The 23,551-nt window shown below is 45.2% G+C and carries 19 protein-coding genes and 1 tRNA gene; 8 read left to right on the forward strand and 12 right to left on the reverse strand.

What is annotated here, in order from left to right; translation table 11 throughout:
* Positions 1 to 128: 128 nt before the first annotated feature.
* Both EXU85_RS02855 and EXU85_RS02860 read right to left on the reverse strand, forming a co-directional pair.
* Positions 129 to 341, reverse strand: a complete 213-nt coding sequence (locus tag EXU85_RS02855; RefSeq protein WP_142770623.1) for a hypothetical protein — start codon at positions 339 to 341, stop codon at positions 129 to 131.
* A 190-nt stretch (positions 342 to 531) separates the two neighbouring features.
* A complete protein-coding gene (locus EXU85_RS02860; protein WP_142770624.1) occupies positions 532 to 1,269 on the reverse strand; it encodes a LytTR family DNA-binding domain-containing protein in 738 nt (245 codons plus the stop codon).
* Between the two features lie 654 nt (positions 1,270 to 1,923).
* Between EXU85_RS02860 and EXU85_RS02865 the strand changes: the two genes are divergently transcribed.
* The gene (locus EXU85_RS02865) at positions 1,924 to 3,066 is read left to right on the forward strand and encodes a hypothetical protein (protein WP_142770625.1); all 1,143 of its coding nucleotides are present in this window, start codon (positions 1,924 to 1,926) and stop codon (positions 3,064 to 3,066) included.
* 100 nt (positions 3,067 to 3,166) lie between these two features.
* Here the strand turns inward: EXU85_RS02865 and EXU85_RS02870 are convergent, their stop codons facing one another.
* The gene (locus tag EXU85_RS02870; protein ID WP_142770626.1) at positions 3,167 to 4,117 is read right to left on the reverse strand and encodes a FlxA-like family protein; all 951 of its coding nucleotides are present in this window, start codon (positions 4,115 to 4,117) and stop codon (positions 3,167 to 3,169) included.
* Positions 4,118 to 4,277: 160 nt separating this feature from the next.
* Between EXU85_RS02870 and EXU85_RS02875 the strand changes: the two genes are divergently transcribed.
* The gene (locus EXU85_RS02875) at positions 4,278 to 4,691 is read left to right on the forward strand and encodes a response regulator transcription factor (RefSeq protein WP_142770627.1); all 414 of its coding nucleotides are present in this window, start codon (positions 4,278 to 4,280) and stop codon (positions 4,689 to 4,691) included.
* 71 nt (positions 4,692 to 4,762) lie between these two features.
* Here the strand turns inward: EXU85_RS02875 and EXU85_RS02880 are convergent, their stop codons facing one another.
* Positions 4,763 to 5,089, reverse strand: coding sequence for a YXWGXW repeat-containing protein (locus EXU85_RS02880; RefSeq protein ID WP_142770628.1), 327 nt, complete (start codon positions 5,087 to 5,089; stop codon positions 4,763 to 4,765).
* A gap of 373 nt (positions 5,090 to 5,462) precedes the next feature.
* On the opposite strand from EXU85_RS02880, the gene EXU85_RS02885 reads away from it, so the two are divergent.
* On the forward strand, positions 5,463 to 5,885 hold the full coding sequence (locus EXU85_RS02885) for a BLUF domain-containing protein (protein WP_142770629.1): 423 nt from the start codon (positions 5,463 to 5,465) through the stop codon (positions 5,883 to 5,885).
* Between the two features lie 1,359 nt (positions 5,886 to 7,244).
* Positions 7,245 to 7,526 (forward strand): hypothetical protein, encoded by a 282-nt coding sequence (locus EXU85_RS02890; protein WP_142770630.1) that lies wholly within the window; start codon positions 7,245 to 7,247, stop codon positions 7,524 to 7,526.
* A gap of 364 nt (positions 7,527 to 7,890) precedes the next feature.
* Here the strand turns inward: EXU85_RS02890 and EXU85_RS02900 are convergent, their stop codons facing one another.
* From EXU85_RS02900 to EXU85_RS02915, 4 genes are all read right to left on the reverse strand, one after another.
* Entirely contained in the window at positions 7,891 to 8,973 is a 1,083-nt protein-coding gene (locus tag EXU85_RS02900) for an acyltransferase family protein (RefSeq protein ID WP_142770632.1), read from the reverse strand.
* A 670-nt stretch (positions 8,974 to 9,643) separates the two neighbouring features.
* Positions 9,644 to 9,716 (reverse strand) — tRNA-Gly (locus EXU85_RS02905).
* A gap of 54 nt (positions 9,717 to 9,770) precedes the next feature.
* Entirely contained in the window at positions 9,771 to 11,042 is a 1,272-nt protein-coding gene (gene bioA / locus EXU85_RS02910) for an adenosylmethionine--8-amino-7-oxononanoate transaminase (RefSeq protein WP_142770633.1), read from the reverse strand.
* A gap of 100 nt (positions 11,043 to 11,142) precedes the next feature.
* Entirely contained in the window at positions 11,143 to 11,655 is a 513-nt protein-coding gene (locus tag EXU85_RS02915; RefSeq protein WP_142770634.1) for an HAD family hydrolase, read from the reverse strand.
* Positions 11,656 to 11,702: 47 nt separating this feature from the next.
* On the opposite strand from EXU85_RS02915, the gene EXU85_RS02920 reads away from it, so the two are divergent.
* The 3 genes from EXU85_RS02920 to EXU85_RS02930 all read left to right on the forward strand — a co-directional run bounded on the left by EXU85_RS02920 (position 11,703) and on the right by EXU85_RS02930 (position 15,114).
* The gene (locus EXU85_RS02920) at positions 11,703 to 13,139 is read left to right on the forward strand and encodes an RNA methyltransferase (RefSeq protein WP_142770635.1); all 1,437 of its coding nucleotides are present in this window, start codon (positions 11,703 to 11,705) and stop codon (positions 13,137 to 13,139) included.
* On the forward strand, positions 13,136 to 14,188 hold the full coding sequence (locus EXU85_RS02925; protein WP_142770636.1) for a carboxylesterase: 1,053 nt from the start codon (positions 13,136 to 13,138) through the stop codon (positions 14,186 to 14,188). Before EXU85_RS02920 ends, EXU85_RS02925 begins: the two co-directional genes overlap by 4 nt.
* A gap of 110 nt (positions 14,189 to 14,298) precedes the next feature.
* Positions 14,299 to 15,114, forward strand: coding sequence for an enoyl-ACP reductase (locus EXU85_RS02930; RefSeq protein ID WP_142770637.1), 816 nt, complete (start codon positions 14,299 to 14,301; stop codon positions 15,112 to 15,114).
* Positions 15,115 to 15,187: 73 nt separating this feature from the next.
* Here the strand turns inward: EXU85_RS02930 and EXU85_RS02935 are convergent, their stop codons facing one another.
* Together EXU85_RS02935 and EXU85_RS02940 are read right to left on the reverse strand one after the other, a co-directional pair.
* Positions 15,188 to 16,009, reverse strand: coding sequence for a hypothetical protein (locus EXU85_RS02935; protein WP_142770638.1), 822 nt, complete (start codon positions 16,007 to 16,009; stop codon positions 15,188 to 15,190).
* A gap of 252 nt (positions 16,010 to 16,261) precedes the next feature.
* On the reverse strand, positions 16,262 to 17,281 hold the full coding sequence (locus tag EXU85_RS02940; protein WP_142770639.1) for an alkaline phosphatase D family protein: 1,020 nt from the start codon (positions 17,279 to 17,281) through the stop codon (positions 16,262 to 16,264).
* Positions 17,282 to 17,609: 328 nt separating this feature from the next.
* Between EXU85_RS02940 and EXU85_RS02945 the strand changes: the two genes are divergently transcribed.
* The gene (locus EXU85_RS02945; RefSeq protein WP_168207727.1) at positions 17,610 to 18,359 is read left to right on the forward strand and encodes a nuclear transport factor 2 family protein; all 750 of its coding nucleotides are present in this window, start codon (positions 17,610 to 17,612) and stop codon (positions 18,357 to 18,359) included.
* Between the two features lie 283 nt (positions 18,360 to 18,642).
* Here EXU85_RS02945 and EXU85_RS02950 read toward each other — a convergent pair whose 3' ends face one another.
* Positions 18,643 to 21,753, reverse strand: coding sequence for an AAA family ATPase (locus tag EXU85_RS02950; protein ID WP_142770640.1), 3,111 nt, complete (start codon positions 21,751 to 21,753; stop codon positions 18,643 to 18,645).
* A complete protein-coding gene (locus EXU85_RS02955) occupies positions 21,750 to 22,976 on the reverse strand; it encodes an exonuclease SbcCD subunit D (RefSeq protein WP_142770641.1) in 1,227 nt (408 codons plus the stop codon). Before EXU85_RS02955 ends, EXU85_RS02950 begins: the two co-directional genes overlap by 4 nt.
* Positions 22,977 to 23,551 lie beyond the last annotated feature (575 nt).

Genomic DNA, 23,551 nt, shown 5'->3' on the forward strand with positions numbered 1-23,551 from the left:
TCTGCACTACCCGGCAGGAATTGACCAGACGTGGTTATAGAAGATAGAAGATAATTAGTTTGTAGTCGAACATAGCAAATCGGGCCAGACGTGGCCAATTCGCAATTCGGTAGGCAGGGTAAGGGCTTTCAACTCAGCGAAGAGTTTTTGAAACCCGGTTCTGAATGCGTTGGTGTTGTATTCGTATGGCCACGCTTGTCGGCCTGACGAGTCTTCGTGGAAGTGCTGGGGTTTTTGCGGGTGGGGCCTGCGCCTGCAATACGGCCGCTGGCATGAGCCACAGGAAGCAAAAAATCGCTGGCGAACGAATAGTAGCAAACGGGAACGGCATGGTTAAACATAGTTTGGGTGTGGTCTGAAACGGAGCGGCCCAATCAGCCCGGCAAAGCGATTTGGCTGATAACGGATCTAAACTATCGCCAGTGTGTTCCCCAACCAAGTTCGCCCGGACGAGCGTATCCTTTTACTGTCCGAAAGGGGGTATTTTCTTACCGGATGTGTGAACGGTAATGCCGGTTATGTCCGGCGGCCTCAAATGGTCTGGATTCGTTTCAGTAGTGCCTCGCGCAGGAGGTGGCTGAGCGGAATCGTTTTCCCCCCGATTCCGATATGGCCTTCACCTACTTCATCGACCTGCGTCAGATTTACCAGATAGGAGCGATGGACCCGCACAAAAAAGTTGGCCGGGAGCTTATCTTCCATCACCTTCAGAGTCGTAGTCAGCAGGTATTCTTTGGTGGCCGTGCAGAGGTGGCAGTAGTTGCGGTCGGCTTCTACGTAGAGAATATCGGCGATGAAAATCTTGACGATCTTTTCGCGGTGCCGTACAAAAATCCGGTCACTGAGCATAAACGGCGCGTCGGGGACAGGGTTGGCAGAGGTGGGCGGCTCGTCGGCCAGGCGGCTCATGGCCAGCTCGATAGCCCGTTGTAGCTCAATTGCCCGGATCGGCTTGGCGATGTAAGCGTAGGGATGCGTTTTTTTTGCCCGGGCAAAGGTGGCCTCGTCGGTATTGGCCGTAACGTAAATAATCGGGATGTTCCACTGCTGGTGGATAGCATGGGCTGTGTCGATACCGTCGAGTGAGCCTTTGAGACTGATATCGAGCAGAATCAGGTCAGGCCGGTTGGTTTCAGCATGTAGAATGGCTTCTTCGCCCCTAGGTACAATCCCGCTCACCTCATAGCCAAGTTTAGTGAGTTGCAGGGCGATGTTGGCAGCAATGATCATGTCGTCCTCCACGACGAGCAACTTTAAAGGGGTGTACATTCTATTTGTTGATCATTCGTCAAGTAACCATTACGCGCGTACCGAAGGTTGAATTCTGTACCGCGTATCCTCGGTAGCGCTGGCAGTGTAATCAACCCTGTAAATCTGCTACGAAGTAAACTCAAATTTTATAGTTATGAAAACCAATGGCTTGATTAAGTGAAGCCATTAGGATAAGATGTATTTGTGACATTCAGTAAACCTATCAAAAGATTAAGTTTTATAACCTGTCTTGTCCGTGATTTAGTTGGATGTTTTAACGGTAGCTGAGTTGTAGAGAAGAGACTGTAAACTGTCTTTTTTGCGTTCAGAAAAGCCGTTCAGTTTGGTAGTTCACCATTTTTAGCCAAGTTTTTGTTTTGTGGACGTATGACATCTTTCTGGGTAACTTGCTTATAAAGTTTGATCGTCGATCCTTTATCCTTTATTGAGTAACTTCGCCGATGTGGAGTCGTGTTCCTTACGATTCCATCTTATTCAAAAAGACTTCTTTGCTTTCCCTACTAAATGAATCAATTAGTTTCTGAAATTAGGCAGATTAATTAGTCAATCAAGATAAAGTGCGGCTCGATCTATCAACCATGCATTGGCGGTTTATACTGGCAGATTGGTCGGGTTATCGTCTTTTATGATCACTTGACCCTATACCTCACAATGAGATTTCTACGCGTGTTTTTGCTTCTCGTGCTGGCGGTTACGGCCGGGGCCTATGCCCAAAATACTTCCTTGCCTGATTCGACACGACGCAACGTCCTCTTCAGCAGCGACTCGGTGCTGGCCTTTACCCTCACGGCTTCGTTTCAGCGCATTTTGAAAGACCGGGGTGACACCACAATGGCGCACTCTGCCCAACTCAATTATCACAGTACCCAGGGTGAAACTGTAACGCTTCCTGTTAAACTCCAGGTGCGCGGCAACTTTCGGAAGCTGTGGAACAACTGTTCATTTCCGCCCCTGTACCTGAATGTACCCAAAAAGAAAGCCAGCCAGACAGTGTTTGCCAACCAGAATAAGCTGAAGTTGGTCACCCACTGCGAAGGTGAGGAGTACGTTGTGCGGGAGTATCTGGTGTATCGGCTTTATAACCTGCTGACTGACTACAGCTTTCGGGCACGACTATGCCGGGTGAGCTATGTGGATTCGGCAGGCAAACGCCCCACCGAAACCCGGTGGGGCGTGCTATTGGAAGACGAATCTAGTTTGATGAAACGAAATGGTGGGCTGCCCAATCAACTCCGGCAAGTCAGCATGGCTAGCATGGATTCCCTACACATGGCCACACTGGCGGTGTTTGAGTACCTTATTGGCAACACCGATTGGTCAGTACCATACCGGCATAACATCCGGCTGCTAACACTTCCTACGCTTAAGAATCCTGTGCCGGTTCCCTACGATTTCGATCAGGCGGGTATTGTTGAGGCTTTTTACGCCCTGCCATCCGAGAACATTGGAATTACCTCGGTGCGGGAACGGGTCTATCGGAGTATAGCCTATCCGTCAGCGTTTTTTCATCGAGTCTTTGATCGGTTCAACCAACTGAAACCCCAAGTTTATGCGCTGTACTCGAATAATCCCCATCTGGATTCTGCCTACGTAAAGCGCACGCTAAAGTACTTCGATGAATTTTATGCTGTCATCAACAACCCGGTTAAAGTTTTTTTGGGCCGTGTCCAGCGCAGCGAGGTTATTAAAAAGCCGAAGGCGCTTCTGGCGGTGCAAAAAAAGAGTACCCCCAAGGCTACGGCTACGAAGTCTGCTACCAAAAAATCAATTGTGAAAAAAGTAGGTCAGAGTTAACCATTGCTACTATCGGCTCCAGCGTGTTGCTATAAACTACGCATGGCTTTACAGATCGTCGCTATTTATTGTCGGTCAACTCACCCACAACAGATCAAACTTACAGATACTCTTCACGATTCGTTTTTGTATTAATCACCGGTAAACCTGCGATGAGGGGGCTACGCTCAACACCATCCAGCATGGACATTTGTCCTGCCTGATCTCTGCTTTCTCGAAACCGTGAATAAACATAACCCTCCTTGGCCGACAAAGCCGTTAAACCATTTAATTTTTCCTTCTTGACAAAGTACGCATTATTACCTGCCTGATTACAGCCCACAAAAGCATAGCCCTTCTCAATAGCTAAGTCACATAAAGCGGGTAGTGAAGCGCCAAAGTACAAATAGGAGTAATGGGCTTGCTCCCGCATAAAATCCGGTTGATAGGGAATCGTAATCGCTCTATCTGAGCCAAACAAACTGTTGTATTCGATAACTACAATGTCGGCTTCGACCGCCGTAATGGCTTTCCATACCCAGTAATCATTCCCATCGATATCAATACTGAGCAAACCAATCTGGCCAGTAATCCCATTATCAACCAGTAGTTGGTTTATGTTTTCGGCGGTAACAAAACTCGCAACGGCTTTTAAGCTGTATCGCCAATAAAAAGTACTGGACTTAATGAAATCAATAAACGTTGACGAACCATCGATAATCAACCCCTTCCAATTATTATTCATTAACAAAAAGCGGGTGTTTGCTTCTTCATAATCTTCTACTCCAAATTCAACGAATGTATCCAGGCTGGGTTTGACCCAACTTATCAGATACTGAATAATGCCATCATCCCCAAACTGAGAAAATACCTTAAATTCGGCTTCCTTCATAGATGTAGCCTGTCTGGCTAGTTTAGTCAGCCCTGCCCCCATCACTAATTTAGTGGCCGCATTATCTGCTTTGGCTTGCCTAAGTTGCTCTTGTACTTGATTGATTTGCGCTTGCACCTGATTGATTTGTGCTTGCAACGGTTCGGTAAGTAATCGCCTTATTTTTTGGATTAATTTCATACGACACGACGGTTGTGGACTTGCTCTCTAGTATAAGAGAGTAAGATCAGGCTTTTTTCAAACAGTAATTTTGTTGCCATTTTTTTCAATCTTCGAAGCTATAGTTAATAAAAGAAGCTAATTAGCTGTCTCATTCCAAAGTTGATTACTACTCTCTCATATGCCTACTACTGTTGCCATCGTCGACGATCACCATTTGTTTCGTGAAGCGCTGGTCGCTTTAGTCCAGAAAGTTGATGGCTATGAAGTACTTTATGAAGCTAAAAACGGGCGGGATTTGCTGGTACAGATACAATATAGAAGCCAAGCTCCTGATCTGGCCTTAGTGGATTTGCACATGCCGGAAATGGATGGCTTTGAAACGACTATTCAGCTACGACACTTATATCCAGTTGTACGGGTGCTCATCGTGACTATATCGGATCTGAAAGAAGATATTGTGAAGGCCGTTCGAGCTGGAGCACATGGATATGTGGTTAAAGGTCTCTCACCCAACGAAATCCAGCAGGCGATGAATGAATTGATGATCACGGGTTATTATTTCCCGAGTTTGCCGAATGCTAATGGCACTTAGAGAAGATTTAACACCAATGTATGATAGGCAGAACCGTTCTGAGTTAACCCTCAGAACGGTTCTGCCATTATCTAATAACTCCAATAACCTTCAACCCAAACCTGCCCTCGGGGGGTTTGTCGCCAATAACCGGGATTCCAGGTTTTATACCGGGCTGGTTTTGAATAAGTGGCATACTGGACGGGTGTTGTCCGATAATAGCCATTTACCCAGATATAATCGCGTCCTCGACGGACGTGGTGACCCGGAACCCACACTTGACGGGCTACAGGTGCCCTAGGAATAACGATGACCCTTCTGGGTCCGGGTGCTTGTGCAACGGCAGTATCTGAAGCTACTGTACACAAGGCAGTGAGCAACAAGCTTGCTAATGCCACTACTTTCATGTTCGTTTTCATAGCGTTTACCGATTAAGTTCGACAGAGAATCGGTTTCTTCATCTAATTAGATGGCCGTTTTCTGTTCCAATTATCTCTACTGGCTATGGTTTATAAACCGAAAGGTTTCAAACCTGGCTATATATCAACCTATCCTAATGCGATATTGTTAGAGAATTTTGCCGAGCCGATAAATTGATTCAATTTGACGGACAATTCTGGTTCCTTATAACAGCCTACTACCGCCAATAATAAAGTCCATAATCCTTATTCAAGCTTCGGAACTCATCTTTCAATTTTATTTGTTACTATTTTATAATTTAAATAAATATATATTTATCTATATTTGTCTATATTTATTGAAAAGCCATCTTATGATACTTTATATACCATAATGGAATATTGTATTGTGTACATCAGTTCGTCAAAAGGTTTATTTTCCGAAGAACAATTAACAAACATCCTGGAACACAGTCAACAAAACAATAGCTTTTTAGGCATTACGGGTATTATGCTGTACTTCAACGGTTCTATCATCCAAGTCTTGGAAGGGGAGGAAGAACGAGTTAAAACTTTGTACAATAGTATTACACAAGACCCCCGGCATACCGGTATTATCCCGTTCTTCAGTCATCCGATAGAGAAACGCTCTTTTTCCGAGTGGGCAATGGGCTATAAAAGCTTATCCGCCAATGAGCTTGGCCGTATAAAAGAGCAAGTGCCGTTCATTGGTGATCCAACCTTACCAGCATTAAAGCAGGATAATATCATTCTATCTGTATTACAGACATTCTATTTAAATAATTACCGCAACTGAAGCTTAGATTTACTATTCCTGTGTGAAGCGGTGTTTACTAGGTAATCAGGTATTACGCTAAGGGCATTTGTGTTGTCTTGCCGTTCTGACGCCATTTCGCATTTTCCTTATCAAGGACAAAACGGTCATGATTATACGTTCAACTTAATACATTCTGATTTAATACACTAGCAATACGCTCATTGAGATTGTTAATAATATTGACATGATTTTCTAGCCTCACGTACTTGTGATGTAGGTCTGAATCTGGAGGGCTTAATTCATGCTCTAGGATTAGGAGTGTCTGATGCATGGTTTCTAACAAACTATGTAGTTCATCATTTGTAGACTTGAGATCATCAATGTGATGACTGGAAAGTTGTGGAACTATTCGATTGGCTTCAATTAGGCTGGCAATCTTTCTATAATTAGAATCATACTGCTGAATAGCCTGCACCCACTTCATAAGTATTAGCCCCAATTGATTGTTCATATATAGTATATTGCCCCTAGTCAGGCGAAAAGTTGTAGAAATCTGGTGAGATTGATTCCAAAAAAGTTAATCTGAACATAGATACACCTTGTTGTAACTTTTTGTTTTTATATGCTTATATTAAACTATTGACTTTTATTTTTCACCTTCATTCTTCACCTCGTACTTTAAAAAAAAAGTACGAAAACTGGCATCCATTTCACTCTAATTTCCCGCACTAAGCTTTGTATTTGGGCATTTCAGGCTGCTCTATTTCCGTATTTTCTAGGATAGTACTGTCCTATGACTCCTTAGTTATAATCGAATTGCTAGCGCTTACTCGGTAGCTTTCTCCATATCATAATGAAAAACGAGCTTACATTCGAGTGGGCTGGGCGGATAAAATTGAATGATAATAACAGTATCCCGTTTTATCATTTCGATCTATACATCTTTTGAGATTGCTTTTGCAGCCTGTCTATCAACTCAATCATCGGTGAGGTACTTATTGACGGAATCATCTGTATTCTTGTGAGCATTATAAAAAACAATGACCTCTGCCTGACAACAGTCAAACAGTTTCTGGATAGTGCTCATTTATAGATGAAGCGAGTGATTGCGGTAAATACCTGTTAAGCCCTATTACAATAAAACATCCGATCTTGAAACAGAAAGCGACCCTGCTGTCGGAGCGTATATCCCAGTACGAGATTGCCTTTTCGTCCGAGTCGATCAATGATGTCCGTCGGATGAATTAGATTAGAGGGGTTCGACATCGAAACAAGCAAACGCTGGCTTTACCTACATGAACTAGGGAGTAGATCCCTCTCCGGTTTTATGAGCTTTTTAAACCTTTTTACCTCCTATTTTCGTTATATAGGTAAAAAATATCTTTAAATAGTACTCTTATGATCACCGAGGCCAACAATCTTATTCCTACCCTTACCCGAGGGGACATCTTACAATATGTTGCTACGCATGAGTTTAACGAGATTGGCGACCAGGAGTGGTTTCGGCTCATTCCTCATGGTGAGAACCTGTTTCGAACCCCCGAGTACGGTTTCTTTTCCGGTATAGAGTTAACGGTAGGCGATATATTATGGATAGCAGCCGGGCTTAGTAACGGTTATCAGGCGAGACCCTATGCGGCTGAACCAATTTCAGTTCCACATCTTGCTACAATGAATTAGTAAGTGATAGGTAATCAGTTGATACTATGGGTAAGCAGGCCCGGTTAAGCTACCAGGCCTGCTTACCCATAGTATTCATGTTCGGCATCCCATCGGCGACCCGGCCAAACCGCAATAACTCGCGTCTGAGCGTTTATTTTATTCAAATCAGATCCCCCGGCAATGACACAATCATTTTCCAGAGCGCGGTAGGAACTCTTAGTTTGTCGCTGGCAATAGTTGTAACTCGTTCGTTGTCTCCTTCACCAACTTTCCAGTTTTGATATTGAGCCACCGACGCCGTTTGATGTGGAGGAAAACTTGATGACCGCGAATAGAAAAGTCCTGGACGGTGATGGTGGGGGAAAAGGGGAAGACGACAAACCTAGAAAAATACAACCCGCTTCACAACTTTTGAGATTGCCCCCCTTAGCTTTGTGCTAACCCAATCATAACCGGCTCCGCCAGCGAGTTGGAATACCAGTTGCTTATGGTGAAGAGAAGGTAACGAGTTGAAATTCCCACTCAACAAACGAAACAAATTAGGCGTAACCCGATCCAGAAGTAAGAATATGGGTAACGTTACCGACATTGTCCATAAGGGGCTAAGCCAAAAAAAGATAGGACTAGCTTTGGTTGTAATTAAAAGCTGGAAGATAAAATAGTTGATAATGGGATGATAGAGGTAAAGCAGTTGTGAGTACATGTAACCTAATCGACTTAGGATAGAGGAAGGTATAGTCAGTTTCAAGGATAATAAAAATATACCCACCGCATACAGGAGAGTTCCTCCAACCAACGTAATCGTCAATGAATCCTGCCAGTTTCTCGACAAGAAATTCATTTCGATAAACTGCAAGCTGATACCCATGCCAATTAGTAACCAACATGCCCATTTAGAAATAGACTGTTCAATCCGATATTTATCAATTAAAAAACCAATACACAAAAAAGGAATAGACAACAGCATGCGGGAATAAATAGGATGTGCGTTTATACCTACTAAGGAGTGATAGGGATTTATAACTACTATGATCACAATAACTAATGCGGACAGATAAGGTAATAAGCTTTCCAGTTTACAAACCCAAAAGAACCACAGTACCAGATAGCCCAGTAAAAGCGAGGTTAAGAACCAAAGGTGAAAGTACGTACCTACGATTAACGTAAAATGGTTAGCGAGGGAGGTTAAGGACCCAACCGTCAGCAACATAAAAAGGAGATAAAACCCATTGGCAAACAACGAGATGGATAGTAAGGTCTTAAACGTTTTGGTAAAAGCATGCCCTGCGTGTTTGCTGTAGCTTTTGTGGAAATAGTAGCCACTTACCATAAAAAAAAATGGCACAGACCACCTTCCCATTAAGACCAGGACTGGCATTTTAGAAGCATAAATGCCATGTGCTATGAAAACCGAAAAGGCCCCCAGAAATCGGCTAAGATCCACACTAGCGTTACGTTGATTCATTATCTGTGCTGTACTTAGAAATATTTATATAATGGTCTGGCGTTGTGGTGTGCACTACCGTTTGTTAATCTCACTCCGGACGAATGACCTACTCTGCGAGATAGTCATTTGTAGGAACCTCAGTCGCTTCGATAATCCAATTTAGTTTCAAAATCGGTGCTTGTGAACCTTGTTGAGCCATCCGAAAAATCGAAACTTGAGTTAACATCACGGATATTGACAGGTGATATTTTCATCAAGCTGATCAATTGAGACGAATATAGAAAAGGTTGCTCAAGTACACTTGGCCCCTACTTTCCTATACACAAATGATAGACCAATTAAGTTTATTGGTATAAATTATTGAATATCAGTGCGTTATTTTGGGGCTGCTTGGGGAGTATTCCAAAATATGGAAATAAAGTCTACTCCTTATAAAGTAATACTCCCGTTTATAGACAGGTTGTTTTTACAATTAGATGGGTTTATCCCAGACGACTTATAAAGAGTCATAATCTACTGCGTTCGAATTTTATCAAATGATCTAGAATTAGCTCAAAACTCAAACTCAGAAAAATACAACGCCCTCCGCAGCTTTTGGAATTGATACGTGCAAACCGCTCCACACCATACATAAAAAATGCCGGCCAACCTTTCGGCTAACCGGCTAATTTTCATATAGTTATGGGCGAGCGGGAAATGGGTCTCGAACCCACGGCCTGCAGCTTGGGAAGCTGCCGCTCTACCAACTGAGCTACTCCCGCTTAATTTATACGACAAAGTTGATTCTTTAAAATCATAATGTCAAGGGCTGGTAGTCAGATAGTTTGTGCCAGATATATTATCTGTTGATACACATAGGCTAACTGCTCATTTGTTGTGCAATAGGGGGGCATTAGATATAATACGTTACCTAGGGGACGCATCAGTACGTTTCGTTCCAGTAGAAAATTATAGGCTGTATCGCGAATGTTATTAAAGTATGACGTTTGTTCTCCGGCTTTTAAATCAAAGGCAAGTAAGGTGCCGCGTTGCCGAATGGTTTCAATGGTGGAGTAGGTTGCTAACTGGTCTGCAAAGGCAGTATGTTGCTGGGTAATACGTTGAATATTGGCTTGTGTTTCATCGGATAATAGCAAGTCCATGCTGGCTAGTGCAGCTGTACAGGCTAACGGATTTGCGGTGAAGGAATGCCCATGAAAAAGCGTTTTGAATTTGTTGTCCGAGAGAAAAGCATCGTAAATGGCTTGGGTACAAGTTGTGACACCTAACGCCATTGTTCCACCAGTCAGCCCTTTGGACAAGCACATCAGGTCGGGTTTCTCCTGCAAATAATGAGATGCAAACAGTCGACCTGTTCGGCCGAAGCCAGTCATGACTTCATCGGCAATAACGAGTGAACCCTGTTTCTTGGCCAGTTGAAACAATTTATCCAATACCTCCGGTTCGTACATGACCATGCCCCCTGCGCCCTGTACTAAGGGTTCGGCAATAAAGGCGGCTACTTCATCGGTAAACAACGTTGCGGCACGTTCCAGAACGATTTCTTCCTGACCAGCTATAGGAACGGGAAGGTATTCTACATCGAACAAAAAGGGGACGAACGGGGCTGTGAATGCACTTCGTCCACCTACCGCCATTGCGCCAAATGTATCGCCGTGGTAGGCATTTTCAAAGGCAATAACTTTACGGCGTGGTTTGCTCAGGTTGTGCCAATATTGAAAGGCCATCTTCAGGGCGACTTCAACTGCTGTTGATCCGTTGTCGGAGTAAAAAATTTTGGCTTGATTTTGAGGGAGAATTGTTACTAATCGCTCGGCCAGTTCAACGGCTGTTGGGTGGGTAAAGCCTGCGAAAATGACATGCTCGAGGGTTTTTAGTTGCTCCGACACGCGTTGAGCAATATACGGTTGAGCATGTCCATGCAAGTTGACCCACCAGGAGGAAATCATATCCAGATATTCCCGGCCATCAGCACCGTAAAGCACCGAACCTTCACCCCGTACAATTGATATGGGCAATGGAGCCGTCTGCATTTGCGTGAAGGGATGCCAGATAACGGCCTGATCACGTTCAGCTAAGTTGTTCATTTAACTCTCAATGTAAAATGAATAACGTATAATGCCTAATGGCTAGTGGGATGAAGTTTTGCCCCATTATCCATTTTATAGTAGTCATTATCCATTATGATTAAACGCCCCATTTGCCCTGGGCTTTCAGTACCTGTTCAATTACATCCCGAACGGCACCCCGTCCTCCCGAGCTAGGCGATATATACTGGCAAATCCCCCTAATTTCGCTAACGGCATCAGCGGGGCAGGTACTGAATACGGCCGGTCGGCTCAGAATTGTGGAGTCGGGAAGGTCATCGCCCATGTACAAAACTTCGGATTCGTTTATACTTTCGCGGGCTATATAGCCAAGGTAGGCGTTGACTTTCTGGTCAGTAGGGCCACCCATGAAAATGTCTTTCACATTCATGTTCACGAGCCAGTTCCGAACGCCGTCGGCATTGGAAGAGGATAAAATACCTACCCGGAAACCTGCTTTCAGGGCTTGCTCAATAGCATAGGTATCGCGGATGTGAACTGTGCGGAACCGCTCGCCAGTGGCTAACAGATGAACACTGCCGTCGGTGAGTACACCATCGACATCGAAAATAAATGTTTTAATGTGGGCAAATCGGTCTTGTGTTGCTGCCATGCTGCAAGTTTAGTGAAAACCGCCCGACAGTTGCGTATTTTTGTGGAATGAATCCTCATAACCTGCCCCCGGCTGGACTGCCTCCAGTTGGATTGCCTCCGGCGTTTCAGGCACAGATGCAGGCGCAGCTGCCAACCGAATTTCCTGATTTTCAGGCTGCGCTTACGGCACCTACGCCGGTTAGCATACGCTTGAATCCGCGTAAGAAAGTATATAATACAACTGGTTTAGAATCGGTTCCCTGGTGTCCAGAAGGCCATCCTGTCGAGGGGTTTTATCTTCCCGAACGGCCTAATTTTACACTTGATCCGCTGTTTCAGGCGGGCGCCTATTATGTTCAGGAGGCATCGTCGATGTTGTTGTATGAAGCTCTTCGGCAAACCGTTAACCTGGATCGGCCGTTACGGGTTCTGGACTTATGTGCGGCTCCGGGTGGAAAAAGTACACTGCTGGCATCCGCTTTGCACCCCGATAGTCTGCTGATTTGCAACGAAGTGATCCGTAGCCGGGTGTCGGTATTGCGCGAAAATCTGGATAAATGGGGGTATCCAAACGTTGTCGTTAGCAATCACGATCCAGAAGATATGAGCAATCTGACGGGATTCTTCGATCTGGTTTTAGTTGATGCTCCTTGTTCGGGCGAGGGACTTTTTCGGAAAGACCCGGATGCTATGCAGGAATGGTCGGAAGCGAGTGTTGATCTTTGCTCGGCCCGGCAAAAGCGCATTCTGGCCGCAGCCGCTCCGTTGCTGGATAAAGATGGCATCCTCATGTATAGTACGTGTACCTATAATGACCAGGAGAATGCTGAGAACGTCGCCTATTTAACGGAAAATGGGTTTCGAAATCGACCGCTAATTTTGCCATCGGAATGGAATATAGTCGAAAGGCAGGCTGGTGACCCGGAAACCGGCGAAGCCGTTGGGTATCAGTGTTATCCACACCGAGTACGGGGCGAAGGTTTTTTTATTAGTGTATTTAAGAAGACTACGTTTACCGCCCCTGTAAAATTAGATGCCCGTACGTTCCGAAGTATCCGGGCCTTGCGCCCTCGAGAAACGGCATCAGCAGCCAGGTGGTTACAAAATCCAGCGGATTTCTCATTCTGGGAAAAACCTAATGGTGATGTAATGGTACTACCTAAAAGCCTGGAAAAGACATTCTTGTTTCTGGATAGTGCCCTGAAAAATAAAGGCTTTGGCGTTGAGATAGGTCAATTTAAAGGACAGGATTTTATCCCATCTCATGGGCTGGCACTCAGTACTATCGTTAATCAGAAGCTACCTGCTGTTGCGCTAAGTAAAGAAAACGCCTTGCGCTACTTTAAGAAAGAGAATCTGGTGTTCGATGAACCCGTAAAGGGATGGTTGTTAGCCCAATATAACGGCCTGAACCTAGGTTGGGTGAAAGGAGTGGGTAACCGGGTAAATAATTATTTGCCAAAAGACTGGCGCATTCGAATGGACATAAAAGAATACGTATGAAACGATTTCTTGCTGTTTTGAGCCTATTGCTGGCTGTTATGATCGTTGGGTATTTACTGGGCCCAACGGCTCATTCCGATCCTATTAAAGATGAACCAATTACACTTGACCCAGATTTAGTGAAGCTTGAACAGAGCATTGCTGAGTCGGAGCGAAAGCAAAACCTGCGTCTGGATAACGAAGCGCGCATTATCTGGGCCGATAGCCTTCATAAAATCAAAACACCTTATAGCATCGTTTATCTGCCAGGTTTCTCGGCAACCTGGGCTGAGGGTGATCCTGTTCATAAACAAATTGCAGCCCACTTTGGCTGTAATCTATACCTCGCCCGTCCGGCCGAACACGGGGTTAACTCGCCGGACGCGCTCAAGAATATAACGCCATCAAATTATGCGGCTTCTGCCGAGCAAGCGTTGGCGATCGGTAAGGAACTGGGGCAGAACGTAATTGTAATGGGTACGTCGGCGGGTGGAATGCTGGCACTCTACCTGGCTGCCCATCATCCTGAAATCGACGGATTAATCCTTTATTCGCCCTGTATCGCAACAGCTAATCCAGCGCTGAAACTGGCTACGGGCCCTTGGGGTAAGCAAATACTTGATCAGGTCTTTCAGGGAGAGCACCTGATCAATACACACTATAGTGGTGCCCGTGCTAACTACTGGCTACCGCAGTACCACACGAATGGACTGATTACGCTACAGACTATGCTCGATGAGTTTATGGTACCTGAGCAGTTCCAGAAAGTGAACCAGCCCTTGTTTATGGGATACTATTACAAAGACGAAGCTCATCAGGATAAGGTTGTGTCGGTGGCGGCTATGCTGGATATGTATGATGAAGTAGGGACGCCTGCTGATAAAAAAGAAAAAGTGGCTTTTCCCAATGCAGGTGAACATGTCATTGCCTCTCATTTCACATCTAAAGACTTATCAGGGGTTTATAAAGCCACCGAGAAATTTATGGCCGACGTACTGAAGTTGCCACCGGCACCTGTACCAACAGCTGTTGTAGCCCTTCATCGTAACGGCGATTCGACCAAAAAATAACCTAACTTTGGGGTAATTAATGAATAATGAATAATGTGTAATGAATAACGTTCTAGTACGTCATCTGCCATCTATTGTTCATTCTTCATTCTTCATTATACATTAAACACATGGCTTACGGATTACTGAACGGAAAACGCGGCATCATTTCGGGTGCCTTAGACGAAAACTCAATTGCCTGGAAAGTCGCTCTGAAAGCGAAAGAAGAAGGCGCCATCTTTACACTGACCAACGCGCCGATTGCCATGCGTATGGGTGCCATCAAAGAATTGGCTGCACAGTGTAATGCTGAAATCATTCCGGCCGACGCTACCTCTGTCGAAGATATTGAAAACCTGTTTACCAAGTCAACCGAAGTGCTTGGCGGTAAACTGGATTTTGTTTTGCATAGTATCGGTATGAGCCCGAATGTGCGGAAAGGAAAAGCCTATACTGATCTCAACTACGATTGGTTTAAGCAGAGTATCGACATCTCGGCGATATCGTTCCATAAAATGATGCAGACTGCCTATAAACAGGATGCCATGAACGAATGGGGGTCAATCGTTGCCTTGACGTACATGGCTGCTCAACGGACGTTTCCGTTTTATGGAGACATGGCTGATGCCAAAGCTGTCCTGGAATCAATAGCTCGTAGTTTCGGGTATCAATATGGCAAATACCGGAACGTACGTGTAAATACAGTTTCGCAATCGCCCACACCAACAAAGGCGGGTAGTGGCATTGGTGGATTTGATAAATTCTTCGACTTTGCCGATAAAACGGCTCCCCTTGGCAACGCTACTGCCGATCAGTGCGCTGATTATGTGATCACGCTATTCTCCGATCTGACACGCATGGTTACGATGCAAAACCTGTTCCATGATGGCGGTTTCTCGATGACCGGTATTTCGGAAGATGTGATGGCATTGATCAATAAGGAATAGTAGGTACAGTAAGTGAAATGAGTGCAGTAAGTGGAGTGAGGTTTATCTTCTCCACTTACTGCACTCATTTCACTTACTGCATACCAGCATACGTATATGTGGCTGTTTGGGTGCCGCCCTGATCCGTTTCCGTATGCGAAACAGGGTAACCTTCAGCGTTGTAACGGTACACGTATTGCGAGCGGTGCAGCTGAATTTCAGCACCATCCTGATCCTGGCTATATTGGGTGATGGTGGCTGGGTTATTTAGTTGAAAGGTAACGTTTGGCAGGAGTGGATAAATGGTCCACAGACTCGTGACGTTTTTATGTGAATCATAGTCTGAGAAGCGCGTTATGTAGTCAATCTGATACACACCTGTTTGCGCATCTTTGGCGAGGTTAACCACTTGAGACAGATTCCCTTTGGCATCGTAGGTAAATGTTCTGGCTGTTTCTACTGTCGATGCGCCTTCTCCTCTCGTTTCATCCAGGCGTATCAACCGATTTTCGGACGAATAGGTATATTGCCTTGTCGTTAACAGCTTGCCCATTTTAGTAAACTCCTGCGTACGACTGACTTTATTACCATCGTAGCTATAGGTAACATATGAGCCGTTGGACGCTTCTACACGTGTTAACTGTGTACTGGAATAGATCAGATTGTAGACGACCTTAAGCACTTCGCCAGTTCCCTCATTGTACAGGCTTTGTCTGGTGTACCGAATGGGTTTGTTCCCGGCGTCATACTCGACTTCTTTATAATCGGTATTGGTCCAGCTAATCTTCACTCGCTTAAAAACGCTAATTGAGTCGGTCGGTTTGCCCGGTGTCGTATCTGGCAATACTGTATTCGATTGGCACGCTACAAAAGCTATCATCATGCCCAGCACGACTATTGGTAAGTTGGTTTTCATTGTGTTTACTGTTTTATGCTATTGATAGTAATTGGTGGTTTGATTCATATTAAGGATAGCTATAGCTTACTAACCGTTCTGTAAGGGCTAATGAATCGACATAAAAGGCATTTGAACTGCTATATTGTTCGGATGAAGCGTACGCTGTCTGATTGGCTTGGATAAAAGAAAAGCGGTGAACGTTTGGTCGTTCACCGCTTTTCTGAATGAATTTCGTTCTCCTGCTATCAGCTATTCAGTAATGCTGATGGTTCAAAATTTAATTTCCTGGGTAAGATACGTTGCCTGATTATCTCCGTTAATTCGAACAGTAGCCGTTATTGGTTTGGCCCGCCAGTCAATAGTAATCAGACCGTAGTTTAATTCGGAAACGATTTTGCCTACACGGTGACGATTGTCCTCTTCGTGTGGTGCCGAAACGTGGGTTAAGCCGCTGCTGGTAATATCGAAAAGATCATAGCCTAATCCGGGTACGCTTACTTTCGATACTTCCGCCATATGCCGGTCGCCACTGATGAATAGGGCCCCTTTGGGCTTTGTCTTCGCTAACAGATCCAATAACCGCTGGCGGGCAGTGGGAAAGTTGGCCCATTTTTCATACACATGCTCTTCGGGTAAAACCTGAATGCCACTGCCAATAATATGTACGTCGGCATCCGAGTTCGTGAGTTGTTGCTCCAGCCATTTCCATTGCGATTCGCCCAATACATCGCCCGATGGATCGGGTACGTTTTTTTTATCCTCTTTCTTGAGTGGGTCACGGAAATAGCGGCCATCCAGCAGAATTACTTTTACCCGTTGCCCTTTAGGCCCATACGTGTGTACAGAGTAGCCCCCTTCCTGGGTGCGCAATGGGCTATTGGTAGGGACGTCCAGAAAATCCAGCATGACCTGCTGACTTTCTTTCCGCTTGGGATACTCCTTGCCGCCATCATTGACACCGTAATCATGATCGTCCCAAACGCCAATGATGGGTGTCGATTGCCGTAACTGCTGGTAAACCGGATTCGATTTTTGACGAGTGTATTTTGCGCGAAGCGTATCCATACTTTCGGAGTCGCCGTAGATGTTATCCCCCAGCCAAATCCAGACATCAGGTTTTTGGGCCACAATATCATCCCAGAGAGGTTGCGGCCGTTTTTGGTCGCTGCATGACCCGAAAGCAATGGTAGTAAGCGGTTTCGGTTGTGAAGTGGTAGATGCTGGTTTGGTTGTATGGCAACCGGATAGCACTAAACAGCCGAGAACGAAAGTCGTAACAAAGTTTTTCATTGGAACGGTATTGATCAGTTAGCTGGTAAAAGTAAAAAAGCTACGTTGTTTCCAAAGCGCGTTCAAGATTTGTTAACTTTGGGCACTGCAACGTAGAATAACATACCGCCAACCATCGCTGAAAATGCTTATCTACTAAGATAGTGCCTTTCAGCGCATGCTGCCCAACTTCAGGCAGCAGTAGACTCACCATTTCCGTTTGGTGGGTTCCTATTCATTCCGTTTTAATTTACTATTTCTACCGATGAAATTTCAACATTTCATCACGGGTCTCCTATGCGTAGGCGTATCCCTGATTTTGTCGTGTTCCAAAACGATTTCTACTAAAATGCAGATCATACAACAGGAAGTAATAAATAAATCCATTATCCGCGATTTCTATCGTCGGGCGGTTAGTCAGGGCGATCTTGACTTTGCCAGAGAAATAATAGCGGACGATTACATACAGCATAGTCCGATGGTTAAGCCTGGAAAGGAAGGGCTGCTGGAAGCTCTTGCCTACATGAAGCAAATGCCCAAACCCGCCACAACTTCGACGCCCTTTTTACGATTAATTGCCGAAGGGGAGTACGTTGTAACGAATATGAGTTTCGGTTGGGGAGATAAGCAGAAAATTGTGGTTGATTTATTCCGGTTTCGGGATGGTCAGGTAACGGAACATTGGGACGCCATTGAAGACCAGCCCGAAACGACCCGAAACGGAAATCCCATGATGGACGGTCCGTTGTCTATGGATGCATCTGACCTGACGATAGCGAATAAAGCTCTTGTGTCGGAATTTTACGAACGGGTTTTCGTGAATCACCAGCTCGATGTTCTTCCAGATTTTGTTGATGCCAACCTTATTCAGCACATTCCTGACATTGACAATGGTCTTGCTGGATTAAAAAACTACTTACAGCAGGAGACTGTCCAACTCTCAGTTGAAAAGGTGACTCATATTATAGCTGAAGGAGATTTTGTGGTTGTTCAGGCAGTCGGAAAACTGGAACAAAAAACGACCACGTTCTACTCCATTTTCCGCTTGAGTGAAGGAAAAATAGTGGAGCAGTGGGGTGTAAAGCAGATTGTTTCGTAGTTGTATAACCCCACCACCGGCCTCTATCCTTAAACTAAGGATAGAGGCTAAAAAGCTTCCTGTAGTATTCATGTTCTCGCTTGGCTTCGCCGAGTGAGGGCTATTCATTCTAGGGCCTCTGGCCCGTTTTCTACTAATTGGTTATTCTCCGGCCAGAGGCCGTTAAAACAATATTACTCACTCGGCGAAGCCAAGCGAGAACATGCGGGGCGGGACTAAAAAGCTGTTGATAGTATCCCCTCTCCTAAAACAGGAGAGGGGGCAGGGGGTGAGGTGAGCATCTCTACTCATCCCAACTCCTTCGAATACGACTCCCATTTTCTGTGGATTCGGCTCGAATAAAGTTTTCCACTTCTTGCTGCAATTCTTCTACATGTGAGATAATACCCACTACCCGATTTTCGGATCGCAGGGCTTTGAGTGTTTTAAAGACCGTTTGTAGTGAATCCTTATCGAGCGTACCGAAGCCTTCGTCCAGGAAGAAGAGGTTCTGTTTAGCTTTGGTCAGGTGCTGAATATTGTCGGATAGTGCCAGTGCAAGCGATAAAGCCGCCTGAAATGTTTGCCCACCCGAAAGCGTTTTCACGCTCCGGGTTTCTCCCCCGTTGAGGTAGTCGCGTACCTGGAAATTGTTTTTATCGTCTAACTCAAGCTTTAACTGGTTGTTCGTTAGTTTGAAAAACCGATCATTGGCCGATTCGCACAGGTTCTTTAAGTAGACTGACGATACATAATTGACAAAACCCTGCGCCCGGAACAACTCGTCCATTTTCTTCAAATCCTGCCGACGAAGGTCTAACTCATCATGGCGTTTTTGATGTTCCTGTTTTTTTGCCCATTGCTGCTTTAGCGTTATCAGAACATTGGTGAGCTGCCCCAATTCTTTATTCAGGCTATCTTTCTGATCACGGAGGGTTTTTAAATGGCTTTGCACGTTCGTAAGTGCAATCGCATCAAAGGGAGATTTGAAAAGCTCGTTTTCTAAATCAGTGATTTGCTTCTGGAGCCCAGCCCGTTTTGTATCATAGTCGCGGATGCGCTGCTTTTCCTGATCGATGTCCAAATTACTCTGCAATACCTGCTCCACTACGTCGCGGGTTATGGACTGTTCAGCTAGATTTTGGGCCAGATTACCCTCAACAGCCTGAATATCATTGTCCAGGTCTGCCAACTGGTTGATTACCTGTTGAAGTTGTTCAGCCAGTGTAGCCTGTAGTTTCTCCGCATCCGATTTTTGCTTATCGGCTTCTTCAAAATTTGTTTTTGTCTGGTCGTATGTACGAGTGAGCGAATCGCGCAAGTCGGCAATCTGGCGCAGGTTCCATTGTTCAACTTCCGAAAGCCGATAATAGTCCAGCGATTCGACCGCCGTTTTTAATTGACCATTTAGGCCCGCAATTGCTGTATCGAACTCGCTTAATTGCTTTTCCTCTTCACGTAAGGCCGTTTCAACCTCATCAATTTGTTTGCTCAACTCCCGAACGACCTTCTGACCTTCCTGAAGTTGTTTTTGCTGCTGACTCTCCTGCTGGATGGCCCCTGCCAGATCAGACTCCCGATCCTTGTCAAACTCGTGCCAACTAAACTGGTCCTCATGTTCGGTAAGTTGCCGTATAATCTCTGCTCGTTCCTGAATTAGTCGTTTGCTGTTGTCTAAAGCGCTCCGAAGATCTTTGGTCATGCCTTCAATAAGTAACCTTAGGGCAGTTGTATCATCAATACGTTGGTTGACTTTGTTGAGTGCATTTTCGCTTTTGAGCACCTCCTGCCTGATTAAATCAGCATCCGAGTTGCCCTGACTAGCTGTATGTTTAGCTGGATGGTGCTCGGACCCGCAAAGCGGACAGGGTGTACCATCGGTCAGGGAATCAGTAAAGTGGACTAATTCCTGTTTTACGAAAGCCTGCTGGTACACCTTTTCGCGGTCTTTGCGGATGGCTTTCAACTGTTCCAGCGCATCGTCAATCTGGGCAGGCAATGTTTTTAAGGTAAAAGCAGCCCACTCTTCCGGAAAGCCTGCCAGTACCTTGTCTTTTTGCTGTTTGATCTGTTCGATCAGGGTCTCATGATCAGTCAACTGTTTTTGTAACTCGTCGGCCTGTTTTTTGAGCGGCTTATAAATGGCGAACCATTTTTCTGCCTGATAGAGCCGCTCTAACTGCGATGTCTGCCGAAGTAAACTGTCGATCAGTGTCTGGTGCTTTTGCCGTTCAGCTTTATATCCATCAAGTGACAGTATCTGCCGCCCGATCCGAATCGCTATTTGCTGCCGATTTCGTGTTTGAAGCTCAATCGATTCCTGTAAGAGACGGATCTGCTGCACCGTATCTAACTCATCAATCTGTTGCTGCAACTGATTCCGGCCTTCATAGGCTTTTTTGGTGGCCTCGTAAACCGACTGTAGGCCCAATAATTGACCATCTGTTACTGAAAGTTGCCTGGCTGTTTTGTTCTTTGCCTCAACCAGACCCGTTTGCTTATCCGTCAGCTTTCGTAGCATGACCAGATCCGACTGAAAGACTAACCGACAGGTTTCGTAAAGGGCAATTGTTTGTCGGAGTTTGCTATAGGTCGGTTCTAATGTTTGCAGACCTGACAACTCCCGCTGTAGTGTTGCCAGATTCTGACTCTGCGTTTGGGCGTGTAACAGTAGTCGTTCGGTTGGCTCCACTTGCTCAATCTCCGTCTCTTTTGCCCGAACTGCATCGTGGCTGGACGCAATATTGGCTTCGGCATGTTCAATAGCCGCAGGGGTAACCGTTGCCAATGGACTTAATAATCCTCGAAGTTCGGCCAATTGATCGTCGTTGGCTTTACTCAATTTGCCTACGCGTCCGGCCAGATCGTATTGATCCAGTTTGAACAGCTGATTCATCATCTTGGTCCGCTCTGTGGGACTAAGTTCCAGAAACTCGCGAAACTGGTTCTGGGGAATGATAATCGTACGCTTGAAATTCTCGTAGTCTAAGCCCAGAATCTGCTTCGACAGTACGGAAATATCTTCTTTTTCATTTCCGATCGGATGCCAGTCATTTTCCTGCCGAATGAACATTCGACGTTCGCCGGGACCTATCTCGTGGTGTTTCTTAGGATGTCGTTTCGCTTCGTAGACAAATTTATAGATATGCTGATCGGGGCCAGCCTGAAACTCGAAGTCAATCAGCAACTGCTTCGACTTCAGATTCATCATATTATATTGTCGATTATCGCGGCTGTTCAACCGTTCCGTTTCGCCATAGAGCGCAAAGCTAATCGCTTCCAGCAGGGACGTTTTGCCACTGCCCACCTTACCGAATATGCCAAACACACTCGACCCGGTCAGCCGCTGAAAGTCTATTTCCTGTAAATCCTGGTATGAATAAAGGCCTTGAATCGATAATTTAATGGGTATCATTCAGGTTCGGTGGCTAAAATCTCCCGAAACAGGTGCTGCAATCGCTCATTCGGCTCCTGTCCTTTGTTTCGGTTCTTAAAATAATTCGCGAATAGCGTTTCCATACTTTGGGTAAGGTCGATGGCGGGTGCAGATTCCTGCTCCGGCTCATCCACCGTCCGAACATCAGGAATAATCGTTACCAGCGATTCATGCGCCTGCTGAAGTTGCCTACGTTCTTCACTCGTCAGATAAGTGGTCGTTTGCAGCGTAATCTCAGCGAAACAATTAGGATTTTCCCGGAGCCAGTCAACAGCCTCGTTGACGAGCTTAAATTTAGGGCGAAGGAGTCGCTTACCGGTTTTCAGCGGAACCGGTGTAAAGGTTACGGCCTGATTGGGCTCAGCCTCAATCCGTACAACATACTTTTGTTGATCGGCCTCCGCAAAGCTATAAGCTAACGGGCTACTACTATATACAACTGGGCACGGGCCACCTCCCATTTCCTGATAGCGATGCAAATGGCCTAAGGCTGTATATTGTATTTGCGGAGGAATCATATCGGTATACACCATCGAAGCGCCACCAACCTGCAAAATACTCCGCTCATCGTCCGACTCTTCGGGTTGTTCGCCACCCCGCTTCATAACAAAGAGGTGCGCCACCAATAAATTGATACCCTTTTTATCCATATAGGTATCAGCCAGTGTTGCCCAATGACCTTTCAGGCTTTGCCGGAGTTCATCGTCAAGATGAGTCATCCCGAAGTACGAGCGCATTCGGTTTTCATTGGCATAGGGTGTTAAAATGATTCGAACCGGCGCATCGTGTCTGGGGAGTTTCAATTCAATAAAGCCAGGAGCGGTCTGAAGTACCTTTGCTTCACAGCTTAATTCATGGGATTGAATGTTTGTCTTTGGAAAACCAGCGAAGATAATTCCACACTCCCGACCAAAATGGTCTTGGGCTTCAATTCGGTCGGGGTTGTCATGATTACCCGCAATGGCGACCACAGTCCGACGCCCACCTGCCGTTAATTGCTTAAGCGTACTATATAATAAGTCCTCTGCTTGTGGATCGGGATTAAACGTATCAAACAAATCACCTGCCACCAGTACCAGATCTGCATCTTCATCATCTGCCACCTGTACAATTTCAGCCAATACTTCCTGCTGCTCCTGTAATCGTTGAAAATCCTGTAGCCGCTTGCCTAAATGCCAGTCAGCAGTATGTATTATTTTCATCGTATGAATAATCATACCCTAAAACAGGGCCCAAAAGAAAGATGCAATATACTTCATAGTACTCGTATTAGGGTTAAAAAGAGCATCCCTTGAGGGTCATTCTACCGCTCTATACCAGTTGCGTATCGATTGTTTGAAAAAAAGTTAGAATTTTTCTATTGTGTAAGTGCTTGATGATGGGGGGCTTACCAAATAATGTTTGGTGGTCCTCCATTTATTTTGGGGGAGGGCTTGACAAAGCTAGTTCAAGCCCCTACCTTTGCAGTCCCAAATCAGGGAAATGAGTTGAAAACAAACGCGAAAGCGGCTGGTAATCAATTCATTAAGTGCAACTCGCTGAGAATCAATTGCAAAATTTATTTTCAGATTTACTTGACAAAGCAAACTAAGTCTCGTACCTTTGCACTCCCAAACAACGGGAATGATTGACGAAAAAGAATTAACCCTCTCATTGTCAATCAATTACAAGGAAAAAGTCGAAAATTAATTTTAAAAAATAATTTCACTTTCACTTGACAATCGGGAAATAAGGTGTACCTTTGCACTCCCAAACAACGAGACACGGTTTAAGGTTT

Origin of the sequence: Spirosoma sp. KCTC 42546 (assembly GCF_006965485.1) — a bacterium.
In the GTDB taxonomy this organism is placed as follows: domain Bacteria; phylum Bacteroidota; class Bacteroidia; order Cytophagales; family Spirosomataceae; genus Spirosoma.

Coding starts and splice junctions, on each gene's coding strand:
- EXU85_RS02925 (WP_142770636.1), top strand. CDS start 13,136: ATGAAACGATTTCTTGCTGTTTTGAGCCTATTGCTGGCTGTTATGATC.
- EXU85_RS02875 (WP_142770627.1), top strand. CDS start 4,278: ATGCCTACTACTGTTGCCATCGTCGACGATCACCATTTGTTTCGTGAA.
- EXU85_RS02890 (WP_142770630.1), top strand. CDS start 7,245: ATGATCACCGAGGCCAACAATCTTATTCCTACCCTTACCCGAGGGGAC.
- EXU85_RS02950 (WP_142770640.1), bottom strand. CDS start 21,753: ATGATACCCATTAAATTATCGATTCAAGGCCTTTATTCATACCAGGAT.
- EXU85_RS02920 (WP_142770635.1), top strand. CDS start 11,703: ATGAATCCTCATAACCTGCCCCCGGCTGGACTGCCTCCAGTTGGATTG.
- EXU85_RS02865 (WP_142770625.1), top strand. CDS start 1,924: ATGAGATTTCTACGCGTGTTTTTGCTTCTCGTGCTGGCGGTTACGGCC.
- EXU85_RS02915 (WP_142770634.1), bottom strand. CDS start 11,655: ATGGCAGCAACACAAGACCGATTTGCCCACATTAAAACATTTATTTTC.
- EXU85_RS02860 (WP_142770624.1), bottom strand. CDS start 1,269: ATGTACACCCCTTTAAAGTTGCTCGTCGTGGAGGACGACATGATCATT.
- EXU85_RS02945 (WP_168207727.1), top strand. CDS start 17,610: ATGCAGATCATACAACAGGAAGTAATAAATAAATCCATTATCCGCGAT.
- EXU85_RS02935 (WP_142770638.1), bottom strand. CDS start 16,009: ATGAAAACCAACTTACCAATAGTCGTGCTGGGCATGATGATAGCTTTT.
- EXU85_RS02940 (WP_142770639.1), bottom strand. CDS start 17,281: ATGAAAAACTTTGTTACGACTTTCGTTCTCGGCTGTTTAGTGCTATCC.
- EXU85_RS02870 (WP_142770626.1), bottom strand. CDS start 4,117: ATGAAATTAATCCAAAAAATAAGGCGATTACTTACCGAACCGTTGCAA.
- EXU85_RS02855 (WP_142770623.1), bottom strand. CDS start 341: ATGTTTAACCATGCCGTTCCCGTTTGCTACTATTCGTTCGCCAGCGAT.
- EXU85_RS02900 (WP_142770632.1), bottom strand. CDS start 8,973: ATGAATCAACGTAACGCTAGTGTGGATCTTAGCCGATTTCTGGGGGCC.
- bioA (WP_142770633.1), bottom strand. CDS start 11,042: ATGAACAACTTAGCTGAACGTGATCAGGCCGTTATCTGGCATCCCTTC.
- EXU85_RS02955 (WP_142770641.1), bottom strand. CDS start 22,976: ATGAAAATAATACATACTGCTGACTGGCATTTAGGCAAGCGGCTACAG.
- EXU85_RS02930 (WP_142770637.1), top strand. CDS start 14,299: ATGGCTTACGGATTACTGAACGGAAAACGCGGCATCATTTCGGGTGCC.
- EXU85_RS02885 (WP_142770629.1), top strand. CDS start 5,463: ATGGAATATTGTATTGTGTACATCAGTTCGTCAAAAGGTTTATTTTCC.
- EXU85_RS02880 (WP_142770628.1), bottom strand. CDS start 5,089: ATGAAAACGAACATGAAAGTAGTGGCATTAGCAAGCTTGTTGCTCACT.